The following is a 25,387-nucleotide window of genomic DNA, read 5'->3' as shown; positions in this document are numbered from 1 at the left end:
ACTTTCCAAAGCATCGGGTATGATTAATTAAATTCGCCCTCCATTATAGCAAACCCAATTCAGCAACACAATGGTTAAACCCGTTAACTCTCCTCTTCAGCCTTGCGGTCCAGCCACTTAGAAATCAGATCGCCATTGAAGCCCTTCCGGTATAACGCCTGACGAATTTTTAACTGACGTTCCCGTTGCGGTTTAGCATGGTAACGGCGCCACAGTTTTTCCGCCAGCGCTGAAAGTAAGTCTAGTTCAGTCTCTTCATCCATCTCAAAGCTGGTTTCAGAAAGGGCCTGACCCACTGAATCAAAGGAAAAGCCCTTTGCTACCAATCGCTGTTGCACCTTTTGACGCTGAATCTTCGGTGTTAGTTTCTGGTATTGCCGTTGCAATTTTTTAACGAGTTCATTCAGGCGTGCTAACTGTTCATCTAATTGATAGTCTTCAGCCAGTGCATTATCGATCAGCTCATCTTTCACACCGCGCTGCTTCAGCTGACGGCGAATTACACTGGGACCCTTATCGCTGGTGCGTTTCATTGTCCGCACGTAACTATGGGCATAATGCTCATCATCCAGTAAGTTGTCATCGATCAAGCGGGCCATCACCGGTGCAATCGTTGTTTCAGGAATTTCTTTCTTAATCAGATAATCACTGATTTCCTTTTCGGTCCGCTGCTGATAAGACAAGTAATTTAAAGCCAGCTCATAAGCCTTAGATTGATCATCAGCTGAGGCCAATGTGGTAATCAGCTCCTGGGTCAGTTCCGTTCCCTTAAGTAGCCGGTAACGGATCAAAACGTCTTCACTGACCGGAAACGCATAGTGACCGTTCACGTAAACGTTGTACCGGCCAGCCCGTTTTTGCGCTTCAATTTTAGTAATTTGCAATTTAGTTGACGAATCTTCTGCCAAGTCATTTCACACTCCCTTGCTAGTTTGATATACTAAAGATGATTAATACTTAAGAATAGGGGCGACTTTAATGGCAACTGCACACGTTGTGTTTGCAACCATCACCGGGAATAACGAAGATATTGCCGATATTATTACTGAAAAATTAGAACAATTAGGTGTTGACGTCACGGAGTCAGAGATTTCTCAAACGGATGCCGATTCGCTTGAAAAAACTGATATTGCTGTGATCTGTCCATATACCTACGACGAAGGCCAACTGCCTGAAGAAGGCATGGACTTTTACGATGACCTTCAAGACGTGGATCTATCCGGTAAAGTTTATGGCGTGGCCGGTTCTGGTGACACCTTCTACGGAGATGATTTCTGCGTTGCCGTAGACGCCTTTGGTAAAGCACTGAAAGACGCTGGCGCAGCTCAGGGTGCTGATAACGTCAAGATCAATCTGGAACCTGAAGATGACGACATCAAGACGCTGGACGCTTTTGCTGAAAAACTCGTTAACAAAGCAAAATAATTACTTCTTCTGCCTTTTATTAGAAGGCCGCTTCCCTTTTTTTCGGGAAGCCGACCTTCTTTTTGTTTGCCGTTTATGGTGGCTGACCCTAGCCTGATCCACAATATTTTGCATGATATCCAGCTCTTCAATTTCACCCTGACGCCATTCTTGAACCGTAGCGTTGACTACTCCACCTGTCAGCAAAATGACACTTGAAATGTTCATCCAGATCAGCACAATAATTAACGTCCCAATTGTTTGATAACCAGTGATGTTATGGGCAAAATAACGAATATAAAGTGAAAACCCCTGCGCTAATAACAACCAGCCGACCGTGGTCACCAGTGCGCCGATCCAGACGTAACGTACCTTCACCTTAGCAGACGGGACCACACCGTATAAAAGCGCACTGAGCAGTAAAATAACTAGAAATGAAATTGGCCATCGCAAGCTGCCAATGAAATTCGTCAGCTGGTTGGAAAGGTTAAACCAAGGTTTAAGATACCGTCCCAGCCACTCACTTAAACTAAAGAACACCGCGATAAGCACAATTGAAACAATGATCAGCAGAATTAAGATAAACGAAAAGAAGCGACTAAAAATTGCGTTAGGCTGTTCAATGCCATAAGCTAAGTTAATACTGCGCTGGAAAGCCGCGATAGCGCGTCCTGCAGACCAGATTGTAACGATAATTCCTAATGACAAAGTTCCCGTACTGCCCTGCTCTAAAAACGAGCGAATAATTGGCGCCAACGTTTGAAAGACTGGTTCTGGCAGTACTGGTTCAACATAACTCAGCACATTATTAGTATTAAGATGCAAAAAAGCAATCAAGTTCCCAGCAATCAGCATAATTGGAAAAATCGACAGCAGCGTATAATACGACAATACCGCTGCCGAATCATTGACATTGGCATTGGCAAAGCGGTGTACAAGCTGCTTGACAAACCCTTTAAATCCCGTTTCCATAGTTTAACCTCATAATTGCTGCTGGTGGTCTTCGATAATCTTTAAAATTCGCTCTGATGCATGCCCATCGCCGTACGGATTTTTGGCATCCGCCATTTGCCGATAAGCGGTTTGATCTGTCAGCAACGTTTCCATTGCTTGCGTGACCACCTTTGAATCAGTCCCCACTAATTTTAACGTTCCGGCTTTGACCCCTTCTGGCCGTTCCGTATCATCACGTAACACTAAAACCGGTTTTCCAAGTGAAGGCGCTTCTTCCTGTACCCCACCGGAGTCCGTCATAATCAGATAGCTGCGCGCTGCTAGATTGTGAAAATCAACTACGTCCAGCGGCTCAATTAAATGAACCCGCTCAGCGCCGCCCAGTTCAGCCTTAGCTATTTTTTGAACGGTTGGACTCAGATGTACCGGGTAAACCAGTTCAACATCTGGGTGGTCAGCAACTACCTGACGAATTGCCCGAAAGACTCGTTTCATGGGTTCACCTTGGTTTTCCCGCCGGTGCATGGTCAGTAAAATGATGCGCTGCTGGTCATCAATTTGGTCCAATACGGCGTGATGATAATTTTCATCGACAGTCTGTGCCAGCGCATCAATTGCCGTATTGCCGGTGATAAAGATGCGACTGTCTGGATGATTTTGCTTCAGCAGATTTTCGCGGCTTAAAGACGTTGGCGCGAAGTAATAATCACTTAAAATATCCGTCAGCTGACGGTTCATTTCTTCTGGATAAGGTGAATACTTATCCCAGGTTCTCAGCCCTGCTTCAACGTGCCCCAGCGGTACTTGGTGATAAAAAGCACTAACACTAGCGGCAAAGGTCGTAGTCGTGTCACCATGAACCAGGATGATATCGGGGTTAACTTCATCGATCACGTTATCTAAATGAATCAAGACCCGGCTGGTGATCTGCGCTAACGTCTGATTAGGTTTCATAATATTCAGATCATAATCCGGTTTAATTTTAAAAATATCTAAAACTTGGTCTAACATTTCGCGGTGCTGGGCCGTGACCACGGTAATTGGTGTAAAATGATTAAGGTCCTGCTGCATCCGTAATACAATTGGTGCCATTTTAATGGCTTCTGGCCGGGTACCGAAAACGGTCATTACTTTAATTGGTTTCGTCATTTTAAAAACTCCCAGGTTATAAATTTACGTTTCAATCGCATTTATTTTGGATTGAATCAACGCTTATAATTGTACCAGAACCCTTGTTTTAGAGATACAATTCTAGCTGTTTTTTCACCTTTAACATTAGGCATTAATAAAACTTAATCAATTTTAACTTTTTTATCAATAATATTTGTCTTAATATAGAACTCAAGAGTATAAGAAAGGAAGGTTGGATATCTATGCGTACCCTCAGCCTGATCGTACCATGCTACAACGAGGAACAATCGATCACAATTTTTTATGACGCTGTAGCTAAAGTGTTTGATTCAATTAATAAAACATCCGACCGCTATCAGCCAGAATACTTGTTTGTTAACGATGGCTCTAGTGATAAAACATTGTCAATTCTAAAAGACTTACAAAAACAACATCCTGAAACCGTCCATTATCTATCATTTTCCCGTAATTTTGGAAAGGAATCGGCCCTTGCCTGCGGACTAGACGCCTCAACCGGCGACCTAGTTGCTGTAATGGATGTTGATTTACAAGATCCGCCAGAATTACTGCCTAAAATGATTGATTTAATTGAAAATGACGGCTACGACTGTGTTGGTACCATTCAAAAGGAACGCCGGGGTCAGGGACGCATTCGGGCTTTTCTATCGACCAAGTTTTACAACGTCATTGATGCTGTTTCACAGGTTCGTATCGAACCCAATGCCCGCGATTACCGGTTAATGACACGTGAAATGGTGAATACCATCACTTCATTACCTGAATATAACCGCTTTTCAAAGGGCATTTTTGCCTGGGTCGGCTATAAAACGACTTACCTAAAATACGAAAGTCAGCCCCGAGCTGCCGGAACTTCTCACTGGTCCTTCATGCAGTTGGTCAACTACGCTATTGATGGCATCATTGACTTTTCGGACGCACCGTTAAAGATTGCAACTTGGGTCGGTGGGATCTCCTGCGTACTGGCCGTCATTGCCTTTATTTTCGTGATCGTACGTGCCCTCACAATTGGTGGTGCCGTTGCTGGCTGGCCATCATTAGTTGCCATTATTCTCTTCTTAGGCGGCATTCAGCTCTTTAGCCTGGGAATCTTAGGGGAATACATTGGTAAGATTTATCTCGAAACCAAGCACCGGCCAAAATACATCGTTCAAGAAAAAAAGTAGGATCAGGTTACTAATATGCATACTTTATGGAACTTATTTAAAAAATACGAATCAGTCATCAGTTACCTGTTCTTCGGTGGTTTGACCACCCTGATCAACATTGGTGTTTTTGGCTGGCTCAACCTGCACATGAATTACCAAATTGCTAACGTCTTAGCATGGTTAGCCTCCGTCATCTTCGCCTTTATCACCAATAAACTTTGGGTATTTAATTCCAAGTCGCTAGCTTGGCGAACCTTTTTATGGGAGACACTGACTTTTTTCTTCTTCCGTGCCTTATCGTTAGCAGTTGATCAATTGATCATGTTTGTCGGGATCTCATTACTTTCCGGCAACCCACTAATCGTAAAGATTATTGACAACGTCATTGTTGTCGTTATCAACTATTTCTTTTCTAAGTGGATCATCTTTAAAAAATGAGCCTCACTTCAACCTTTTATTATAGATAGACAAATAAACACCCCCAACAGATCAGTGATCTATTGGGGGTGTTTTTCACATTAATGAGCATGCTGCAAATCCTGCAGAAACGCTGCAATCAAACTCAGTTGATCAGGTGTATAGCGATCGACCAGCTCAGTATGCTGCTTATCCAGCAATTTAGTCAACTGATTTTGAACGGTGACTACTTTAGTACCAATCTTAGTGGGCTGATAAATCGCTTTGCGCTGCTCCGGTGCCGATTTAGTGACAAAACCTAACCGGGACAATTTATTCATACTTTTAGCAATCACCCCAAAGCTGAGGTCCATGGCCTCCACTAGCTGATCTTCCGTCACTGGTGCTAACGCCACTACTTGCTGCAATAACTTTAGGCTGAGCGTCGATAATTGAGAAATGGCGTACTGCAGATCCCGGTTCGGAATATGCAGCTGCAGCCACTGACGTTCAAAATTATTATCCTGAGCCCGGGTATTCATGATATCAATCAGTGAATTTTCAATGTGCTGTTTATAAAAATCTAATTTATCCAAATTATATCCCTCATTTTCTATCAAAAAGACTATATCATAAATTACGGGACTGAGAAAGCCGTTTCGCTCTGTGTATCATTCTTATCACCCGTTATTTCAAGCCAAAACGGCCGTCAACTTGACCACCCTAATTTCAATTAAAAAGGTTTCATAGTTGACGGGATAAAAGTCTTGAAACCATTTTTAAAAAGTTTCACAATGTAGGTGAATCATAAATAATTCGAAAAGAGTTGATAGTATGTATAAGCACATTGTTGTTCCACTTGATGGTAGTCATAATTCCAAATTAGCACTGTCGGAAGCGTTAAAACTGGTTAACCAGTTCAATGCTGAATTGACCTTAGTTAACGTTGCTGATGATAAACGATTGATTTACGAGGTTACGGGAACTGGTATCGCTAATACTGGGGGCTACTATAAAGAACTTGACGAACACGCCACGGCCATTTTAGACGAAGGTAAAAAAATCGCTACAGACGCCGGCGTAACCGCCAAAACAGAAGTTCTCCATGGCAGCCCTAAACAGGTAATTGCCGTGGAATATCCGGAAAACCACGATGTCGACCTTATCGTGATGGGCAAATCAGGGACTGATGCAATTGACCGGTTACTGGTCGGATCAACTACAGCGGCCGTTGTCCGTAACGCTCTGACTAACGTTTTAGTCATCGCTGAACCCACTAGCAATTAAGCCTTAACTAACCTTTACAACAACCCCAATCCATGAGAAAATATGCAGTGTGCTTTTTTGGCCCCATAGCACAACTGGATAGGGCACCCGCCTCCTAAGCGGCTGATCCCGGTTCGAGTCCGGGTGGGGTCATTGATACTATTACGACGGTGTTTCTGGCTGTTTGATCTAGAAGTACCCTATATGATAACAAAAACTAGCATGGCTTTCAGTTTGTTTGATCACTGAAAACCATGCTAGTTTTTGTTCATAACTTGGAATAACACTAAATGAGCGTTATACCTAGTTACTTGTTAATTTGACTCTTCACGTTCTTCTTCGCGTTTATGCCGCATGCCCTTACGCTTAGAATGCTTATTGTGACCCTTTTTCTTCTTGATCGGTTCTGGCAGAGAAGCTTTAACTCTCGGCTTGCGACTAGCTGGTTGCATGGCCGTTGGATCAGTCTGAACTTCACCAGCCACTTTAGCCTCCGCCGTTGTGCTTTGATCATCATCAAATGACTGCTCCTGTTCAGGACGCCGTTTATAAGTGGTCCCCAATTGATGATCCTGATAATAGACGGGAACTAAGTCATAATTAGTATCCTTCAAAAGCCGTTTCAAGTCCCGTAAATCATGGTCGTCACCGAAGTTCACCACTTGTCCCGGCTCACCCATCCGGCCTGTCCGGCCAACCCGGTGAGTATAGATGATCGCAGTATCCGGCAAATCAAAGTTAACGACTGCTGGTAACTTGGCGATATCCAGTCCACGGGCTGCTACATCCGTTGACAGCAGCAACTTGACTCGTCCTAAACGAAAATCGGTGAGGGCTTTTTGCCGTTCCGTCTGTCGTTGATTAGCAGAGAGGGTTGCGACTGGTACGTGATGGTGTGTCAGCCAGCTCTTAGTTTGCTGCAGCGAACCCACGTGGTTGAAGAAGACTAAGGCTTTAAATTGCTTCACCGAAGTCAGTTTCCCCAACATCCCCGCTTTTTTCAAATTAGAAACTTGCAACAGGCCATGTCGAACGACTCCCTGTGTGTGGTCAATATCACGGACATCTACCCGGGTAACCGGCGTGCCAAACCACTTCTCCAGTTCTGATAGAATTGGCGTTTCGGTTGCTGAGAAGAACCCCTTTTGAACCTCGGCAGGAACGTCTTGCAAGATGGTGCGCACCGTATCAAATGTTTCGCCCTCAAGCAGATCATCGGCTTCATCCACGATCACCGTTTGCACATCATGGGTCTTAAGCTTACGGTCTTCAATCAAGTTCAAAATTCTGCCTGGTGTGCCGATCACGATCTCTGGGTGTTTTTTCAACTGTTCCAGTTGGCGTTTAACGTTAGCTCCGCCAGTGATGGAAACCACTTTAAGGTCAACTAATGTCGCAAAACTGCGCGTCACGTGGGTCAACTGCATCGCTAACTCTTGCGATGGGGCAATGATCACCGCCTGAATTCCTTGTCCTGGTGCTAACCGTTCCAGTACCGGCACCACAAACCCCAGCGTCTTCCCAGAACCAGTTGGTGCTAGGCCTAAGACACTGTCACCATTTTTTAGCGGGTCATAAACCGCTGACTGAATGGGTGATAACTCATCAAAGCCTAATTTTTCGAATCGATCTTTAAATTGTGGAATCATATTCAGACCCCCTCATTTCTTATTAGTTGTCGCGTTCATCGTAAAAAACAATTTTACCAGACTGTCGCAGATTAAACAGCATTTTATTAACTTGGACACTGAGGTTCAGCCAGTAACTGTAATCGGCTTGATTCCGTGGCTTAGTAGGATCGTTTAGGACCCGTGCAAAATCACGCACTTCTGGCAGCATCGGGTTGTCAGTCACTGGTTGACTGAGCAGTGTCTTTTTACCTGTTTCATCCAAATAGGTCACTTCACCAAGTTCACCCGCATCATCGATTTCAATGGTGTCTTTCAATCCATAAATTTCTGAAGCCATATACGAATTAGTCGTCTTACCAAAGTTCAAGGTAACGTTAAATTCCCCGTACTGCAGGATTGCGACCCCCTTACCATCAACACCGGTCTGAATAAATTCGGGGAAATAATTGAATTCATTCGGCATACCAAACAACGTTACAGCGTCATATAGCGGATACACCCCTAAATCCTGCAGGGCACCGCCCGCAAACTTTAAGGAAAACACGTTGGGTTCTTTACCCGCTAGTACCTGATCGTACCTAGAGCTGTACTTCATATACGTTAAGCTGGCACCCTGTACCACTGGCATTTTTTTCAACTGCTGTTCAATGGCATGGAAATTTGGCGTATGAATATTTCTCGCTGCTTCGAAATAATGCAGTTCGGGATGTTGCTTCAACAGTTCTTGGATACGTTCCATCTGCGCTTGATTTTCAAAAGCCGGCTTTTCAACAATAATATTTTTACCAGCTTGAAGCGCCTGTTGCGCCTGTTCAAAATGCAGACTGTTCGGTGAAGCAATGTAGACCGTGCTGAAAGCCCCCTGAGTAAAGAAATCATCAAGGTTGGTATAGGTCTGCGCGCCACCGTTTTTCTGACTAAATTCAGTTGCAGTATCCTGGTGTCTCGAATAGACTCCGGTTAACTGGTACAGCCCGGAAGTTTGGGCAGCCTCCACGAATTGCTGAGTGATCCAGTTGGTCCCGATAATGCCAAAGTTTATCATCAAAAACGCCCCTCTTTCTGCTTTTAACTCCATCATAGCAGTTCCAAACTCAAATGATAACCACTGACAATTAGAAGTCGACATTATTTTAAAAATTAAGTTAAAGAACGGGGAATTAGTTTATAAACATGTTAAAATTAGTGCAGAATATGTGCAAGGGGGACCACATTATGAAGGCAAAGGACTTTATTCATTCAAGCCGGACATTCTTCCAGCACTTTATGCGGTCTTCTCAACATCTGACTAAACATGATACCAGCACTGCTGACTCTTCCCCAATGATTTTTATTGGATCGTGGAAGTTACGCCACTCTGAAACCACGCGGATCCATTCGCTGGTAATCGGCCCTGATCTCACCATTAGTATCGATCACCGGACGATTCCCTGTAAAGTCGTTTCGTTAAGTGAAGACACCTTAGTGTTATTAGATCACTACGGTTATCATATAACCGTCACCGCTGACCATAACGTACCGGTTAAGCTGTTTGATGAAGCCGATAACGTGATTTACTACATCGTTGCTAGTATGAATAAACCAACTTAAAAAGCAGCCTGATTATCACCCACCCATCATGGGTTGCTGATAATCAGGCTGCTTTTTTTCTGGTTGACCATTCAATCTTTAAACTTGATTCTAATTAGTGACCCACGAATTCCACTGTCGCTGTGAACCATTAAAAACGGACCCGCCGACCGTTTGTGATTGACCATTTAACTTAACTGTTGCGTTTTTGTTATATTCAATAAAAACCGCTTTATTATCTTGATCAGCCACTCGCGACGTTTGCAACCAGCAATTATACCTAACAGGCTTAGACTGTTTTAATGCCTGCCAAACCGCTGGTGTACACCAAATAATGATCCGTTTATCATAGCGTTGCTGCAGCAGTGAAATAAACTGCTGCAGTTTTTCTTGCGCCTGCCGTTGTGTTAAGTAGTGCGTATCGTAATGACCGTACGTCCCCACCTGAACTGCAATTGGCAGCTGGCCTACTCGCTGGCTCACTTCTTGGATAAAGTTTTGCAACTGAGCTTTGGGGGAAGTCGTATAGCTGTAAACGTGATAGACCCCCAGCTCTAGATTGCTCCCCTGCGCGCGGTCATAGTTACTTTGAAATTGATCATCCGTATAGCTAGCACCGGAAGTCGCCCGTAGATAAGCGAACTGATAGCCTTGATGCTGAAGCTGCTGAAAATCAACAAACCCATTGGACTGAGTTAATGATACACCGCGTACAGTATAGTTACTGAGCTGCTGATTACGGTAGTGCTGGTAGCCCAGCCAGCCCCCAATAATGACGATCAAAACTAATAGAATTGAAAAAAAGCGTAATCGTCGTGAACGATTGCGCAGTTTTTTATACGTGTTGGCATAAATGGGTTCAATTCGCTGTCGTTTCACACCTGCTCATCCCTTGTCCCTTTTCAGACTATTTTACCACGCTTTCTATCAGTTACTGAAAACCGCTACCGATTCTTAAGTTCTGGTACGATCGATGGCTTTTTTGACCCGGTTCATGACCACTTCGGTCTTGTTTGACAGTTTGACAGCCACAATAGTGAATAAACTGTCGATCATGGCTAATTGGGCAATCAGGGTATACATACTGTCAGAAGTCGTCGACATTTGATCTGCCAGCGACAATAACACCATATCAGCCCGCTGCGCTAGTGAAGACCGCCCGTAACTGGTAATGGCAATCACCGGCACATGGTTGTTATGCAACTGCTTTAAAACGGTCAGTGTTTGCTGGTTTTCGCCAGAATGGGAGATCATGATGGCACAGTCGTTCTCATCCATTTTCGCCGCCTGCATTAACTGCACATCAAAATCTGGGTAATACTCACTGTTGATCGACGTTCTTAAAAATTTATGATAACCATCTAACGCTGCGACAGATGAGCCCCCCAGTCCAAAGAAAGCGAGTTGATTACACTTTAAAATATAGTTTGACATTTTTTCCAGCTCATCATTGCGCAATAATGACTGCGTTGAAATCAACGCATCGATCATCGCTTGAAAAGTCTTCTGCGCCATCTCTTTAGGCGTATCATCAGGTTTCACTTTTTTGAACATACTGCTGCGATTAACGTCCGAACTGACATTTGCCAGATCCAGACTGAATTCACGAAAATTAGAATAACCGACAGCCTTGGCAAATCGTGAGATTGAGGCAGTGGATACACCGACTTTCTCGGCCAACTCGTTAATCGTGAGTTCACTCACCATTTGAGGCTGAGCAAAAATGTAATCCGCAATTTTTTGATGTAACTTGCTTAAATTGGGATAGTAAGACCTGATGCTGCTGATTGCTGATTGTGTCAAATTACTGCCTCCTACGCTGGAAATCGCTGACTTAATTACTTAGTTTCCCTGCTGTAACGTTGTTTATACAATAGAGTATCTAAACCTAGATTTAATAACACGCTTATTCATTTTAACATTCCGTATTTATAATTGGTACGGTCATATCATAGGTTCTATACCGAGTATTCTAGCCACTATTTCCCGGTTTGTAAATAATTTTCTTATATTCACTTGAATTATGAAACCTTTTTTCATATAATAAACAGGTCAATAAATAAAGTTTCTTTACGGAATGTGAATTCTTGAAACCGTTTTAAATTTCCTTTACACTCACAATACGGGTTCGATTTAAAGAAAGGGAGTCATAGAAAAATGGACTATATGATTGGTGTCGATATCGGAACGACCAGTGTCAAAACGGTTCTGTTCGACAACGTTGGTAAAGTACAAGGTTATTCCAACAATTTGTATCCCCTTTACCAGGATGTTCCTGATATGGCTGAAGAAGATCCCGATGAGATCTTCTCCGCAATCGTTGATGGCTTAACCACCGTTTTACGCAAGGCCAACTTAAGCAAGGGTGAACTGAAGGGTGTCTCATTCTCCGCTGCTATGCACAGTCTGATCCTGCTGGATGAAAACCATAAGCCAATGACCCGGGCCATTACCTGGGCTGATAACCGGGCCGTTAAGTACGCTGACCAATTACGTGAAAACGGTGTCGGTAAACAAATTTACGAGAAGACCGGTACCCCAATTCATCCAATGACACCGTTTACCAAATTGATCTGGTTACGTAATGAACACAAAGATCTCTTTGACAAGGCGCGTTGGTTTGTTGGTATCAAGGAATACGTGATCTATAAACTATTTGGCGTCTTGAAGGAAGATTACTCCATCGCCAATGCCACCGGGATGTTTAACATCTTCAAGATGGATTGGGACGATCAAGCCCTTGAACTAGCCGGCGTTACCCGTGATAAATTACCAGAATTAGTGGATACCACTGATACGGTTTCTGGTATGAATGAAGACTATGCCCGCGTAATCGGCATTGATCCTGACACGCCATTTGTCATGGGTGCTTCAGACGGTCCCCTGGCCAACTTGGGCGTTAATGCCATCGATCCTGGCGTTGTAGCCGTTACTATCGGGACTTCTGGTGCCGTTCGTGTCGTTACTGATAAGCCCAAGATCGATCCTAAGGGCCGGGTATTTTGTTACTACCTTGCCCCAGGCAAATGGGTCGTTGGCGGACCTGTTAATAACGGTGGAATCGTCTTCCGCTGGGTTCGTGATCAACTATTCGCCCCGGAAAAGATTACAGCCGAACAAATGAAGATCGACAGCTATGATCTCTTAACTGAAATTGCATCTAAGATTCCTGCCGGATCAGACGGTCTGATCTTCCACCCATTCTTAGGTGGCGAACGGGCTCCAATCTGGGATGCTAATGCCCGTGGTTCCTTTTTCGGCTTGACCCGTAAGCACACTCGTGCCCACATGGTTCGGGCTGCGTTGGAAGGCATTGTCTACAACCTCTATACTGTGCTGATCGCACTGGAAGAAGTCGTTGGTAAACCAGTCAGCATTCAAGCAACTGGTGGTTTTGCCCGTTCGGCACTCTGGCGCCAAATGTTAGCTGACATCTTCGAACAAGATGTAACGATTCCTGAAAGTGTTGAAGGAACTGCTTTGGGTGCTGCTGTTCTTGGAATGTACAGTCTTGGCCTGATTGACGATCTCAGCGAAGTTAAAAAGTTCGTTGGGGTTACTAACGTCCATCATCCAAATCCTGACACCTATGAAGCCTACCGTACACTGGTACCGATCTACATTCGCTTAAGTCGGCAGTTACAAACCGAATATAAGGCCATTGCTGACTTTCAACGTAGTCAGGATGCGAAGAAGAAAGCTGCCGGTAAAGATCTTTAATTCATTATGGGTATCATAATTTAAACTTAAAAAGGGTTATTATTGTCCGTCACTGTGGAACGCCGCTTTGCGGTGATTCCATTGCCATCCTTTGAAAGGGTTTTCTAACTATGGAAATACTAGCGTTAGTTATCGGGATCCTGTTCCTGTTAGTCTTGATTATCAAATTCAAGATGAACACGTTCGTTTCTCTGATTTTAACCTCTGTTTTAACTGCTATTTTACTTGGCATGCCACTCACCAAAATTGCAACTAGTATCGAAACTGGCATTGGCAGTCAATTAGGTGAATTGTCACTGGTCTTTGGTTTTGGTGCCATGCTGGGTCGGTTAGTTGCCGATTCCGGCGGTGCTCACAAAATTGCCACAACTTTAATTGATAAATTCGGTCGCAAACGCCTTCAATTAGCTATTATGCTTGCGTCATTCATTATTGGTATCGCGCTATTCTTCGAAGTTGGGATGGTTCTGTTAGTTCCTATCGTCTTTGCCATTGCCGTTGAAGCTGAAGTGCCAATTCTTTACCTTGGGATTCCAATGGCAGCTGCCTTATCAGTTACCCACGGATTCTTACCACCTCACCCAGCACCAACTGCCATTGCGGCAGCCTTGGGCGCTAGTGATGGTAAAGTCTTACTCTTTGGTATCGTCGTTGCCATTCCAGCTGCCTACATTGCTGGTCCGCTATTTACTAAGTTAGCTGAAAAATTTGCCCCATCTGCTTTCAAACAAAAGGGTGACTTAAGCTCCCTTGGTGAAGTTAAGGAAATGGCCCCTGAAGACGAACCTAGCTTTGGCCTTTCCACTTTGACCTCACTATTCCCAGTTATCTTAATGGCCATCACGACCATTTATAAAATGACTGTCGATGGTGGTACAACACCAACCAAGAACCCAACGATGCTTGACCAAATCGTTGCTTTCATTGGTGATCCTGCGATTGCCATGCTGATTTCTTTGCTATTTGCAATGTGGTCAATGGGCTGGGCCCGTGGCCGTGCAACCAAAGATATCATGGAAACCGTTGAAAATGCCGTTAAGTCTATCGCCATGCTGCTGTTAGTTATTGGTGGTGGCGGTGCCTTCAAGCAAGTGCTGATCGATGGTGGTGTTGGTAAAGAAGTCGCTAAGATGTTCGCCAACTCAAGCATCAGCCCACTGATTCTTGGCTGGTTAGTTGCCGTTGTTCTGCGGATCGCATTAGGTTCTGCTACCGTGGCTGCTTTAACCGCTGCTGGTATCGTTGCCCCATTGATGTCCGCTGCCGGTGTTGATCCTGCCCTGATGGTTCTTGCCATTGGTGCCGGTTCATTAGCTGCTTCACACGTTAACGATGCTGGGTTCTGGATGTTTAGAGAATATTTTGATTTGACCGTGAAACAAACACTCTCAATTTGGACCGTGCTTGAAACCGTCATTTCAGTCGTCGGAATCTGCATGGTTATGATTCTGAACGCCCTGTTCCATTAATCATTATCATGAACTTCTAATATTAAACCCTTCCCCGGTGCGTTGTCACCGGGGTTTTTCTTTGCTATAATTGATTGCTACTGAATTCGGAAGGACGGAAATTATCTTGAGTGAACCAAAATTAAAACGCGAAATCGGTTTGTTTACCGCCCTGTCAACCGTGATGGGAACCGTTATTGGCGCAGGCGTCTTCTTTAAAGTCGCCAGTGTCGTCGAAGTGACTGGCTCGGCCAGCATGACCTTGGCAGCTTGGATCTTAGGCGGCCTGCTCACCATTTGTGCTGGCTTAACTGTCGCGGAACTCGCTGCAGCAATTCCGCGAACTGGTGGCGCCATTAAATACATTGAGTACACCTATGGCAAACTACCAGGCTTTTTAATGGGCTGGGCTTTGATCCTAGTTTATTACCCGGCTAACATTGCCGCGTTGTCAATCATCTTTTCTACCCAGGTTCTAAACCTATTTCACCTGCCGTTAATCTGGCACATTCCGATCGCCATCGCCTGCGGGCTTAGTATCACCCTCATCAACTTTTTGGGTGCGCGAGTCGGTGGTGCCTTACAATCAATTACGCTGATTTTTAAACTGATTCCGATCTTTATTATCGTGGTCTTTGGCCTGTTTTCAAAAGCGCAGGTCTCAGTTTCACTGTTACCGGTGACGGCAGGACCGCATTTAAATTTCTGGACCGCGTTTAGCAGCGGCCTGTTAGCCACGATGTTTGCTTATGATGGCTGGATCAGTATCGGCAATATTGCGGGGGAAATGAAACACCCTGAAAAAGACCTCCCGCGCGCTATCGTACTGGGGCTGGTCTTTATCACTGTCATCTATGCCATTATCAACTTTGTGTTTCTAAAGAGCCTGCCAGTTGATCACATTGCCGGCAATCTCAACACTGCCTCTGAAACTGCTGAAATGATCTTTGGCCCCATTGGCGGTAAACTCGTTACCGTTGGAATCTTGATCTCCGTGTATGGCGCCATCAACGGCTATACGTTAACTGGAATGCGGGTGCCCTTTGCGATGGCCAGTGAAAATTCACTGCCGTTCAGCAAACAACTACGAAAGATCTCCCGTAAGACTTACGTCCCCTACTATGCTGGCCTAGCTGAGTTTGGCATTGCTGTGATCATGATGTTCATGGGGTCCTTTGATACTTTAACCGATATGCTGGTCTTTGTGATGTGGATCTTCAACGTCTTACTGTTCATTGCATTGTTTATTCTACGTAAACGAGAACCGAAACTACAACGACCATACCGGGTGCCAGGCTATCCTGTGATCCCAATCATTGCGATTCTTGGTGGCCTGTTTATCTTAATCATCACCATCTTGACCCAGACTGCTTTAGCCGTCATTGGACTAGTCTTAACCGGTATCGGCATCCCAGTTTATTACTATCATCAACGTAAACAAGCTAAATAATGGTTTATCTAAAAGTTCTCCTCGAGAGAACTTTTTTTGTATCCCGTACCTGCCCAAGTTGCTGACCTTAATCACCAATGCTAGAATGGAAGCGGTTAATTAATACTAAACAATGATTGGTAGATGTGATGATAAGATGACAACGGAACTTGAAAAACAACAAAATGGTGATTTATACGATGCTCACGACCCGATTTTTAAACAATATAAGGACGAGGCCAACCACTTTTTAATGGTTTACAACCAAACGCCTTACGACCAGGCTGATAAGCGACGAACGCTTTTGGAACAGTCGCTGGGCAGTATCGGCAAAAACGTGACCGTGGGCACCCCATTTCTCTGCGATTTTGCCCGGAACATTCATTTGGGGGATAAGATTTCCATCAATATGAACTGCTCGCTAATGGACTCTGCTGAAATTCGTATTGATGGTGAAACCATGGTGGCGCCCAACGTTCAAATTTATACGGGGACGCATCCGGTACCCCTTTCAGATCGGCTAAATGACCAGTGGGCTAGCCATCCTGAACAGCACTTTGTCAGGACCCGTTCCTTACCCGTTCACATCAAACACGGCTGCTGGATCGGTGGCGGCGTGATTATCCTGCCCGGTGTAACTATCGGTGAAGGGACCGTCATTGGCGCGGGCAGCGTGGTCACTAAAGACATTCCCGACCACGTGGTTGCAGTGGGAAATCCCTGCCATGTGCTACGTAAAATTGAAGAGTGAATTGGTAACTAAAAGGGTGAAGCGGCCTTGATACTGGGTCGCTTCACCCTTTCTTTGTCTACAAATTTTTTAAAGTTTCAGTTCTCGCTTCAGATAGTCTCTGAAGCTTGTCGGTTTACGGCCTAATTGCCATTCCAGTACGCTGGTATTGCCATCAAGCCCCCACTTGGTATACGTATCAGCTAAATGGGTCAGCGCTACACGAGACGCAATATCAGTCACGTGCATTTCATCCAAGAAAGTCTTAATTGGCACATAAGTTGCTTTAGCGTGCTTGCCTGTCACTTCGTTAAAGATGTCAACACAGTCATCACAGGATAACCGTGGCGTGCCAACCAGCTCGTAATCTGCCTTATCATATTTTTGTGGGTCAGCAACAACTTTGGTGAGGACTTCAGCAACGTCTGCAGGATCGACCCAAGCCACTCGTTTCTGGTCAACTGGGAAAAACATTTGGTATTCGTTCGTTTTCATCACCAATTGAGGTGGAAAATTATACATATAATGAGTTGGCTGAAGAATAGTATAAGGCAGGTCTTCATTCATACTCGTGTAAATTAAATGCTCTTCAATTTTGCGCTTTGTAGTATGCTGCAATAACGTTGTTAAAATGGGATGAATGACAGAAATCAGCACGAACTGCTTAATTTTAGCCTGTACCGCCAAATCAATCATCGAATTGCCGACCATATCATCTTGCGCATTATAGACCGGTGGAATATAGACAATTTGATCACAGCTAGCAATTAACTTTTTCTGAAATTCAAGATCATCAATGTTACCCACTAACGCCTTTTTGATGCCTGGTAAATCTTTAACTTTCGGATCAATGTCAGTTGCGACAACGTCATAGCCCTTATCAACCAAACCCTTAACCATTGCTGAACCAGCATGCCCAGCAGCTGCAGTTACTAAAATCATTATGAAAGCCTCCCATTGTGTTAATTGACTACACTTTTATTGTAAAGCTTTCAGCAAAATAATGTTAGCGGTTACATTACAAACTTTAGTTACCTGAACCCAAAATGCCACTAAGCGCTTTCCCTCTTAGCAGCATCCTGAAAAACAATCACACTCGTTTTCTAAATTACCCGATCATTATTCACATCTGGCAATGGTAAATCTGGAAACATCCGTTTAAGATACTCCGTTGCTGGTTCATCCGAAACACGGTCAGCTTCGATCACTTGGGTAATTGAGTTAAACGTCAGCATCAGCATAATCGCGCCATGTTCATCGCGTACGGCATAGTATCTGATACCTAACTGCACAGCTCGAAAAATTAATTCCTGCGCGTTAGCTGACAATTGCGACATTCGGGGCAATAACTCTTCAGTACCGATGCGCTGTGCTTTCCACGCTGTCGCCTGCTGAATACCAAAGTCCATAAGACTGTTATGGTCATCCAGATGACTGACCAGCTTGGCCGCCGGTGTGAGCTCCGGATGAGTGATCACCTCAGCAAAATCGTCAATTGCGTTGATCAATTCGCTGTGCGCTTTAAGTTCAACTGCCAGATCATGTAACTGCTTAAAGAAGTGTTGCCCCTCAGTTGCTTTAAACGTTGGCTGAGTGGGTTCTTCCAGCGCTACTCGCTCGTTATCCTGTTCCGCTTGTTCCAGTTTGGCAACGATTCGTTCGTCATCCACCGGTGTGACTAACGCATAAATGAACAATAGTTTCATTAAGTAAAGCGCATGGCGGCTGATACCATTTGAACGAAACGGCATTAGGTCTAAACAACGAAATTCAAGGTACCGCACGCCCTTTGTTGATAGTTCTTTAAGTCTATCGACACCCCGCAGCCGAACGGGACCATAAAATTCTGCTTGACTGTATAATTTTTTGGTTGCCACTAAATCACTCAAGCGATCAATAAAATGCGGCAGTGACTGATAGATTGTCGCATCAACCCCATCGTCTGGCAGATTAGCATAACCGAAATGGCTGTTGCGGATACTTCTAACTGGATGTGAAAGTCCCTCAGGTACAGTATCAAAGAAACCCTTTTCGGCAACTGGCGACGCCCCAAATAAATAAGTAATCAGCCAGCGGTTCAGCACCAGGTTTTGTGCCATTCGAAAGTACAGTGCATTTCGAAAATCGGTGACCCGGCTAAACTCGTTTTCATAATGAGCATAAAGCCGATTGATCACGGGATCTGGAATACTGTAATTTAAATGCACCCCCGTCATGATCTTTGGGCAAACCCCATATTTTTTAGTCAAGTAGTTACGGTAGTCGGCATAGGCTGGCCGATTAAAGTGAGCTTTGATAAAATCAATATCCGAAGCGGTAACCCGTGGTGGCATACTCAACGGCCAGATGCGATCCTCTCCCTGCAACGAGCGGTACAACACCGTTTGCAGCGTATCCAACTGGTCTAAGACACCCCCGATATTGGGATTCGGATCCGTAATTAACTCCGCCTGTGTTTCAGCATAATCCGACTGTAAATAAGGGTGAAATGCCCGTGACCCCAGCATTTGCGGATGCGGTTCACGACTCAACTGCCCCTTTTTATCGACCCGATTCTCTTCGACTTCAACCCCTACCAAACCATGATAAAGTTGTTCACTGACGCCTTCTGCTTTAATGACGTTCAAAAGATTGTCTAACATCCGAGATCCCCCATTGTTTGTGGTTAACATTGAATAGATTATAGATTAAAACATGGTGAGTAATCAAGTTTTTGCTCTAATAAAAAGGCGCTACTAAGAGTCATCTTAGTCGTGCCTTTAATTTGCTTATTTAATCTTTTTCAAGTAATGTGACTGATTCAATATGTGGTGTCTGTGGGAATTGGTCAACGGGCTGAATGGGTTCAGTCACGTGGTAGCCTTCGTCCATAAAGCGTTGCACATCACGAATCAAAGTTGATGGGTTGCAGCTAACGTAAACGATCTTCTTCGGCTGCATGGCAGCAGCACTTTCAATCAACGTTTCGTCTAACCCTTTACGTGGTGGATCAACCACGATAACATCCGGCTTTAAGCCCTGTTTCTGCCATTCGGCCATCTGGTATTCAGCCTTGTTCGTTTCAAAATGCAGGTTGGTTAAGCCATTTAACTTAGCGTTCTTCTTAGCGTCTTCAACCGCGGTTGAAACCACTTCAACACCGTAAACTTCTTTGGCGTGACGCGCCATGGCTAAGGAAATCGTCCCAATCCCACAGTAAGCATCGATCACCGTTTCATTACCAGTTAAGCCGGCACGGTCAATAGCCAGTTTATACAGTTTTTCAGTTTGAACTGGGTTAACTTGGTAGAATGATTTGGCTGAAATTTCAAACCGGTTGCCCAGCAGTGAATCATGGATCACAGGTTCGCCATAGAGTACGTTAGTGATTGGTCCCATAATGACGTTAGTTGGCCGGTTATTGACGTTTTGAATGATACTCGTCACTTCTGGCAGTTCTTCTGAAATCTGGGTCACGATCTCCTTTGCCCGTGGCAAGGTGTGGCTGTTGGTGATCAAGCCGATCATCATTTCTTTTTCGTAATAGCTCTGACGGACCATGATGTTACGAATGATTCCTTTATGGGTGCGCTCATCATAAGCTGGGATATTTTCACCACGTAAAATATCGCGCACAATGACGATAGCCTTATCGATCCGGGGATCTTGAATGTAGAAATCAGTCAATGGCACTAGATCGTGTGAATGCTGACGGTAAAAACCAGTTTCCAGCTGACCCTTCACCATCCGCACTGGAATTTGGGCCTTATTACGGTAGTGATAAGGGGTCTCCATGCCAATGGTTTCAGAAACGCTGAGGTCAAGTTTGTTCTTGGCCAGCAGTGATTCGATCTGATGCTGTTTGAAACGCAGTTGAGCAGGATACACCATGTGCTGCAGCGGTGCAATGCCGGCTTGTGCGAGCTTACGGTCCTTAGCATCGATCTCTGCGCGGTCTGGTGAAGTCGTTAGATGTTCCAAAACCCGGCCGAAACCAAAGGACTTACCGACCTTAGTCACGACAAATTTAATCTTCTCACCTGGTAAGGCGTTGGTGATAAACAATGAATAATTGTCGATCTTAACCACGCCGTTACCTTCATAGGTCAGATCCATAACGGTACCCGTATAAGTTTCGTTTTTTGCTACTGGTGCTTGTATTTTCATGTAAATCTCCTTGTTTTAACTAAAAGAAAGGTTTTGCTGCCTTACGTATCATACAGCAAAACCCTCCTAATTCATACTATAAAAATTATTTCTTTGGTTCTTCGTCTTCTGGCAGTTCTTGAACTCCTGCTAAGAACTTACGCTCTGCTTCTAGGATTTCCGGTGTTTCGGTTTCCACAGCAGCATCTGGAATGTCATCCAGATTAGCATAAGTTTCAATGTGCTGCTTCAAATTAACGAAGGTCATTGGCGCATCGCCACCATATTCACCGTCCAAGTTGATCATGATCTTGGAATCGCCCCGGGGCTTGGCTTCAACCTTACGCACTTTACGATATATAATCCGTGAATCGTTGATGTGCCTGCCACCAGTCAACACTAACGTAATTAAGTGTAAGATTTCAGCCAAGTTGCTCGTCTTTACGATAATCATCGTGAACTTACCGTCATTCAGCGAAGCATCGGGAACAATTTGTTCAAAACCACCAACTGAGTTCGTCAGCGCTAAGAAAAACATGGAAGCTTCACCAATGTATTCTTCACCATCGTACTTTAGATCCACCTTAAATGGTCGAATTCGCGGTAATAGCTCGGCCCCTTTGACCAAGTATGCCAAGTAACCAAATAAGGTCTTTAAATTAGAGGGCACCTCATACGTTAATTCAGTCAAACGACCGCCACCAGCAATATTGACAAAGTAGGTTTTACCGGCCATGCCAATGTCCATTTTAATGGTTTGATTCTTTAAAACAACTTTAGCGGCGGCTAAGGGATCCTCCCGTGGAATACGCAGCGCTCGAGCATAATCATTAGTGGTCCCAGCCGGAATAATGGCCATTTTTGGCCGTTTCTTTAAGCCGGCAATTCCGTTGACAACTTCGTTAATGGTCCCATCACCACCAGCGGCAACGACTAATTCAAAGCCCTCACGCGCAACCCGTTCGGCTTCATCACGTGCCGAATTAGGAGCCGGGGTAGTTGCAAACGCACTGGTTTCATACCCCGCTTGTTCAAAGACTCCTAAAATATCGATCATATCCTTCTTCAAGGCCTCCCGGCCAGAAGAAGGATTATATATCACTCGCGCACGTTTCCGCATAAGTGTTTTTCCTCCCCAATTCAAATCACGTTTATCTACTTTTTAAGTGACGCCATCAACAGCTGGTTAACCACCTTAGGGTTAGCCTTACCGTGAGTCTGCTTCATAATTTGACCAACTAGGTAACCAACTGCCCGGTCTTTACCATTGTTGAAGTCATCAATTGATTGCTGGTTATCAGCCAAGACACCATCAATAATTGGCTGTAATTTTGCTGGATCAGATAACTGAATCAGACCCTTTTCTTCAACGAAAGTCTTAGGTTCTTTACCCTGCGTAATCGCCTTGAAGACCTTCTTAGCCATTTTGGTTGAAATGGTGCCATCGGTGATCAGATTGATCATGCCGGCCAAGTTAGCTGGCGTCAGTTTAGTATCCTGTAAATCCGCATGCTGCTCGTTCAAGAAGGCGTTAACGTCGCCTTGAAGATAGTTCGAAGCTGATTTCGGATCCGCACCAAGTTTAACGGTCTCATCAAAGAAGTCGGCCATTTCCTTAGTTTGGGTAACAACCATGGCGTCGTAATCCGTTAAGCCAAGTTCTTTGACGTAACGAGCACGGCGGCTACCAGGCATTTCGGGCATTTCACTGCCAATCTCATTGACCCAGTCATCACTAATGTTGATTGCAGGTAGATCAGGTTCTGGGAAGTAACGGTAATCGTCAGAACCTTCCTTAACACGCATCAAAATAGTTTCACCAGTATTCTCGTCAAAACGACGGGTTTCCTGTTGAATCTGGCCACCAGACATCAGCACACGCTGCTGCCGCTGTTCTTCAAAGGCCAGTCCTTTACGAACGTAGTTAAAGGAGTTCAGGTTCTTCAGCTCAGTCTTGGTCCCATATTCTTTTTGACCTTCAGGCCGAATCGAAATGTTGACATCGACACGCATGGAACCTTCTTCCATCTTCACATCAGAGATCCCGGTAAATTGAATCCGTTGACGCAGTGCTTCCAGATAAGCATAAGCTTCATCAGGTGAAGCAATCTCTGGCTTCGAGACGATTTCAATCAAGGGTGTTCCTTGACGGTTCAAATCAACGTAAGAAAAGTCACGGGCATGGGTGTTCTTACCAGCATCTTCTTCAATATGCATTTCGGCGATCCCAACCCGCTTCTTTTCGCCATCAACCTCAATTTCGATCCAGCCATCATGAGCGATTGGCTTATCAGATTGCGTAATTTGGTAAGCTTTCGGGTTATCAGGATAGAAGTAGTTCTTCCGGTCAAAATGCGTGTGTGGTTCAACTTGAGCATGCAGTGCTAAAGCAGCCATGATACCAGACTTGACAACACCCTTGTTGGTGGTTGGCAAAACCCCAGGATAGCCCCAATCGATCACGTTCGTATTGGCGTTAGGATCGTCCCCATATTCAACGGGCGATGGACTAAAGATCTTAGAATTGGTTTTTAATTCAACGTGGACTTCAAGTCCGATAGTTGTTTTAAAATTCATTAGTTATTGCCCCCTTGCTTAGGTGTTTGTTTGTGAAAATCGGTTGCCTGTTCAAAGACGTAACCCGCCTTGTAAAGCGTAGATTCGTCAAATGGCCGACCGATCAATTGCATTCCGACTGGCATGCCCTTAGCAAATCCAGCGGGAATTGACATTCCTGGCAAGCCAGCAAGGTTAACGGGAATGGTCAAAACATCATTCATGTACATGGTCATTGGATCAGAAATTTCGTCACCGATCTTGAAAGCAGGGGTTGGTGCAACTGGTCCCATGATAAAGTCATGATCCTTTAAGACAGCTTGGAAATCATTAATGATCAACGTCCGTACTTGAGCAGCCTTCTTGAAGTAAGCATCGTAGAAGCCAGCAGAAAGGGAGAACGTCCCCAGCATGATCCGACGCTTAACTTCATCGCCAAAACCTTCAGTCCGGGAGTTAACGTAAACGTCTTCCAGGTTTTTAACATCCTTAGAGCGGTGACCGTAACGAATCCCATCGAACCGTTGTAAGTTTGATGAAGCTTCGGAACTCGCAATAATGTAGTAAGCGGCAACACCGTACTTGTTGTGTGGTAACGATACTTCGTCAACCGTAGCACCTAGTTCACGGTACTTATCAGCAGCGGCTAAGATGGCATCTTTAACGTCTTGGTCGACCCCTTCACCTAAGTATTCCTTAGGCAGACCGATCTTCATGCCTTTCACGCTGGTCTGATCATTTAATTCAGCCGCAAAGTCAGGTACTTCTTTAGTGGAAGTGGTCATATCATGATCATCGTGACCAGCCACTGCGGATAACAGAATAGCGTTATCTTTAACTGTACGGGTCATTGGACCAATTTCATCCAAACTGGAAGCAAAGGCAATCAAGCCCCAACGAGAGATTCGACCGTACGTTGGCTTCATCCCAACGATCCCGTTAAATGATGATGGCTGACGAATCGAACCACCGGTATCGGAACCAAGAGCAGCGATAACTTCACCAGAGGCCACAGCAGCTGCTGAACCACCTGATGAACCACCAGGTACTCGAGTGTAGTCCCAAGCGTTTTTAGTGGTCTTAAAAGCTGAGTTTTCAGTTGAACCACCCATGGCAAATTCATCCATGTTGGTCTTACCGACGTTGATCACACCCTGCTCATTTAACTGCTTAACCACCGTTGCATCGTAGACTGGCACAAAGTTCTCCAGCATTTTAGAAGCAGCGGTCGTGGTTAAACCGTTGGTCACGATATTATCCTTAATGGCCAGTGGAATACCAGCTAAGATATTATCGGCATCAACGCCTTTTTCATCCATTTCAGCAGCTTTCTTTAAGGCTGCGTCTTGGTTAAGCGTCAAGAAGGCATTCAATTCAGGATCAGTAGCGGAAATGTTATCAAAAGTCGCTTTAACCAGATCAGTAACGCTGATTCGCTTAGCGACTAAATCATCATGAAGCGTTGTGAGATCTTTTTCGAAATAATTCATCGTTATCTACTAATCCTCACTTTCATCAATAATAGTTGGCACTTTAATGTAGCCCTTTTCGGCATCTGGTGCGTTTTTAAGCAAGGCTTTGCTTTGACCCCAGTTATCAGCGACATCCTCTCGCATGACGTTGATTTGGTCCGTCACGCTTGAAGTTGGCTCAATGCCCTCTGTATCGACTTCATTTAAGGTTTCAAATAACCCAATAATTTCATCTAATTGGGTGGTAAAGTACTTCAGCTGGTCGTCGTTCAAACTTAATTTCGCTAACGAGGCAACGTGTTGTACCTGTTCTTGATCAATTCGACTTGCCATCAAGTTTCCCTCTTTCACAAGTATTCTGCGTAAATTTACGCTACACATCAAATATAC

General features: G+C 44.6%; 24 protein-coding genes and 1 tRNA gene. 10 read left to right on the top strand and 15 right to left on the bottom strand.

Going from position 1 to position 25,387, the window contains the following annotated elements; genetic code table 11:
• Nucleotides 1-83: 83 nt before the first annotated feature.
• On the bottom strand, nucleotides 84-908 hold the full coding sequence (gene recX / locus FFM73_RS05990; RefSeq protein WP_235874465.1) for a recombination regulator RecX: 825 nt from the start codon (nucleotides 906-908) through the stop codon (nucleotides 84-86).
• A 70-nt stretch (nucleotides 909-978) separates the two neighbouring features.
• On the opposite strand from recX, the gene FFM73_RS05985 reads away from it, so the two are divergent.
• Entirely contained in the window at nucleotides 979-1,425 is a 447-nt protein-coding gene (locus FFM73_RS05985) for a flavodoxin (protein WP_137630875.1), read from the top strand.
• Here the strand turns inward: FFM73_RS05985 and FFM73_RS05980 are convergent, their stop codons facing one another.
• Together FFM73_RS05980 and wecB are read right to left on the bottom strand one after the other, a co-directional pair.
• Nucleotides 1,426-2,376 (bottom strand): YihY/virulence factor BrkB family protein, encoded by a 951-nt coding sequence (locus FFM73_RS05980; protein WP_137630874.1) that lies wholly within the window; start codon nucleotides 2,374-2,376, stop codon nucleotides 1,426-1,428.
• A gap of 9 nt (nucleotides 2,377-2,385) precedes the next feature.
• Nucleotides 2,386-3,507, bottom strand: coding sequence for a non-hydrolyzing UDP-N-acetylglucosamine 2-epimerase (gene wecB, locus FFM73_RS05975; protein ID WP_137630873.1), 1,122 nt, complete (start codon nucleotides 3,505-3,507; stop codon nucleotides 2,386-2,388).
• A gap of 224 nt (nucleotides 3,508-3,731) precedes the next feature.
• Between wecB and FFM73_RS05970 the strand changes: the two genes are divergently transcribed.
• On the top strand, nucleotides 3,732-4,673 hold the full coding sequence (locus FFM73_RS05970; protein ID WP_137630872.1) for a glycosyltransferase family 2 protein: 942 nt from the start codon (nucleotides 3,732-3,734) through the stop codon (nucleotides 4,671-4,673).
• Nucleotides 4,674-4,688: 15 nt separating this feature from the next.
• A complete protein-coding gene (locus FFM73_RS05965; protein ID WP_137630871.1) occupies nucleotides 4,689-5,093 on the top strand; it encodes a GtrA family protein in 405 nt (134 codons plus the stop codon).
• Between the two features lie 80 nt (nucleotides 5,094-5,173).
• Here FFM73_RS05965 and FFM73_RS05960 read toward each other — a convergent pair whose 3' ends face one another.
• Nucleotides 5,174-5,647, bottom strand: coding sequence for a hypothetical protein (locus FFM73_RS05960; RefSeq protein WP_137630870.1), 474 nt, complete (start codon nucleotides 5,645-5,647; stop codon nucleotides 5,174-5,176).
• 238 nt (nucleotides 5,648-5,885) lie between these two features.
• Between FFM73_RS05960 and FFM73_RS05955 the strand changes: the two genes are divergently transcribed.
• Nucleotides 5,886-6,338 (top strand): universal stress protein, encoded by a 453-nt coding sequence (locus tag FFM73_RS05955; RefSeq protein ID WP_137630869.1) that lies wholly within the window; start codon nucleotides 5,886-5,888, stop codon nucleotides 6,336-6,338.
• A gap of 59 nt (nucleotides 6,339-6,397) precedes the next feature.
• Nucleotides 6,398-6,470 (top strand) — tRNA-Arg (locus tag FFM73_RS05950).
• Nucleotides 6,471-6,631: 161 nt separating this feature from the next.
• On the opposite strand, the gene FFM73_RS05945 is transcribed toward FFM73_RS05950, so the two are convergent.
• On the bottom strand, nucleotides 6,632-7,966 hold the full coding sequence (locus FFM73_RS05945; RefSeq protein ID WP_137630868.1) for a DEAD/DEAH box helicase: 1,335 nt from the start codon (nucleotides 7,964-7,966) through the stop codon (nucleotides 6,632-6,634).
• Nucleotides 7,967-7,988: 22 nt separating this feature from the next.
• Nucleotides 7,989-8,993 (bottom strand): Gfo/Idh/MocA family protein, encoded by a 1,005-nt coding sequence (locus FFM73_RS05940; protein WP_137630881.1) that lies wholly within the window; start codon nucleotides 8,991-8,993, stop codon nucleotides 7,989-7,991.
• A gap of 170 nt (nucleotides 8,994-9,163) precedes the next feature.
• Here FFM73_RS05940 and FFM73_RS05935 point away from each other — a divergent pair, with 170 nt between their 5' ends.
• Complete coding sequence (locus tag FFM73_RS05935) at nucleotides 9,164-9,538, top strand: DUF4828 domain-containing protein (protein WP_171001220.1); 375 nt, start codon at nucleotides 9,164-9,166, stop codon at nucleotides 9,536-9,538.
• Between the two features lie 90 nt (nucleotides 9,539-9,628).
• Here FFM73_RS05935 and FFM73_RS05930 read toward each other — a convergent pair whose 3' ends face one another.
• Both FFM73_RS05930 and FFM73_RS05925 read right to left on the bottom strand, forming a co-directional pair.
• On the bottom strand, nucleotides 9,629-10,396 hold the full coding sequence (locus FFM73_RS05930; protein WP_137630866.1) for a GH25 family lysozyme: 768 nt from the start codon (nucleotides 10,394-10,396) through the stop codon (nucleotides 9,629-9,631).
• A gap of 75 nt (nucleotides 10,397-10,471) precedes the next feature.
• A complete protein-coding gene (locus tag FFM73_RS05925; protein WP_235874464.1) occupies nucleotides 10,472-11,320 on the bottom strand; it encodes a MurR/RpiR family transcriptional regulator in 849 nt (282 codons plus the stop codon).
• 354 nt (nucleotides 11,321-11,674) lie between these two features.
• On the opposite strand from FFM73_RS05925, the gene gntK reads away from it, so the two are divergent.
• The 4 genes from gntK to FFM73_RS05905 all read left to right on the top strand — a co-directional run bounded on the left by gntK (nucleotide 11,675) and on the right by FFM73_RS05905 (nucleotide 16,865).
• A complete protein-coding gene (gene gntK, locus FFM73_RS05920) occupies nucleotides 11,675-13,237 on the top strand; it encodes a gluconokinase (protein WP_137630865.1) in 1,563 nt (520 codons plus the stop codon).
• Between the two features lie 110 nt (nucleotides 13,238-13,347).
• A complete protein-coding gene (locus tag FFM73_RS05915) occupies nucleotides 13,348-14,706 on the top strand; it encodes a gluconate:H+ symporter (RefSeq protein ID WP_137630864.1) in 1,359 nt (452 codons plus the stop codon).
• Nucleotides 14,707-14,812: 106 nt separating this feature from the next.
• A complete protein-coding gene (locus FFM73_RS05910; RefSeq protein WP_137630863.1) occupies nucleotides 14,813-16,135 on the top strand; it encodes an APC family permease in 1,323 nt (440 codons plus the stop codon).
• A 136-nt stretch (nucleotides 16,136-16,271) separates the two neighbouring features.
• A complete protein-coding gene (locus tag FFM73_RS05905; RefSeq protein WP_137630862.1) occupies nucleotides 16,272-16,865 on the top strand; it encodes a sugar O-acetyltransferase in 594 nt (197 codons plus the stop codon).
• A gap of 69 nt (nucleotides 16,866-16,934) precedes the next feature.
• On the opposite strand, the gene FFM73_RS05900 is transcribed toward FFM73_RS05905, so the two are convergent.
• The 7 genes from FFM73_RS05900 to gatC all read right to left on the bottom strand — a co-directional run bounded on the left by FFM73_RS05900 (nucleotide 16,935) and on the right by gatC (nucleotide 25,330).
• A complete protein-coding gene (locus FFM73_RS05900) occupies nucleotides 16,935-17,786 on the bottom strand; it encodes an SDR family oxidoreductase (protein ID WP_137630861.1) in 852 nt (283 codons plus the stop codon).
• Nucleotides 17,787-17,947: 161 nt separating this feature from the next.
• Nucleotides 17,948-19,486 carry a gamma-glutamylcysteine synthetase gene (locus FFM73_RS05895; protein WP_137630860.1) on the bottom strand — a complete coding sequence of 513 codons (1,539 nt, stop codon included), beginning with the start codon at nucleotides 19,484-19,486 and terminating at the stop codon, nucleotides 17,948-17,950.
• A 130-nt stretch (nucleotides 19,487-19,616) separates the two neighbouring features.
• On the bottom strand, nucleotides 19,617-20,990 hold the full coding sequence (gene rlmD / locus FFM73_RS05890) for a 23S rRNA (uracil(1939)-C(5))-methyltransferase RlmD (RefSeq protein WP_137630859.1): 1,374 nt from the start codon (nucleotides 20,988-20,990) through the stop codon (nucleotides 19,617-19,619).
• A gap of 85 nt (nucleotides 20,991-21,075) precedes the next feature.
• The gene (locus FFM73_RS05885) at nucleotides 21,076-22,089 is read right to left on the bottom strand and encodes a diacylglycerol kinase (RefSeq protein ID WP_137630858.1); all 1,014 of its coding nucleotides are present in this window, start codon (nucleotides 22,087-22,089) and stop codon (nucleotides 21,076-21,078) included.
• Between the two features lie 35 nt (nucleotides 22,090-22,124).
• Nucleotides 22,125-23,546 carry an Asp-tRNA(Asn)/Glu-tRNA(Gln) amidotransferase subunit GatB gene (gatB, locus tag FFM73_RS05880; protein ID WP_137630857.1) on the bottom strand — a complete coding sequence of 474 codons (1,422 nt, stop codon included), beginning with the start codon at nucleotides 23,544-23,546 and terminating at the stop codon, nucleotides 22,125-22,127.
• Entirely contained in the window at nucleotides 23,546-25,015 is a 1,470-nt protein-coding gene (gene gatA / locus FFM73_RS05875; RefSeq protein WP_137630856.1) for an Asp-tRNA(Asn)/Glu-tRNA(Gln) amidotransferase subunit GatA, read from the bottom strand. The genes gatB and gatA overlap by 1 nt, the downstream gene beginning before the upstream one ends.
• Nucleotides 25,016-25,024: 9 nt before the next feature.
• Nucleotides 25,025-25,330 carry an Asp-tRNA(Asn)/Glu-tRNA(Gln) amidotransferase subunit GatC gene (gene gatC / locus FFM73_RS05870; protein ID WP_137630855.1) on the bottom strand — a complete coding sequence of 102 codons (306 nt, stop codon included), beginning with the start codon at nucleotides 25,328-25,330 and terminating at the stop codon, nucleotides 25,025-25,027.
• Nucleotides 25,331-25,387: the final 57 nt, after the last annotated feature.

It is taken from the genome of Secundilactobacillus hailunensis, assembly GCF_005405185.1.
GTDB classification, from domain to species: domain Bacteria; phylum Bacillota; class Bacilli; order Lactobacillales; family Lactobacillaceae; genus Secundilactobacillus; species Secundilactobacillus hailunensis.
The sequence above is the reverse complement of the archived record's forward strand: the minus strand, read 5'-3'. Positions and strand labels throughout refer to the sequence as shown.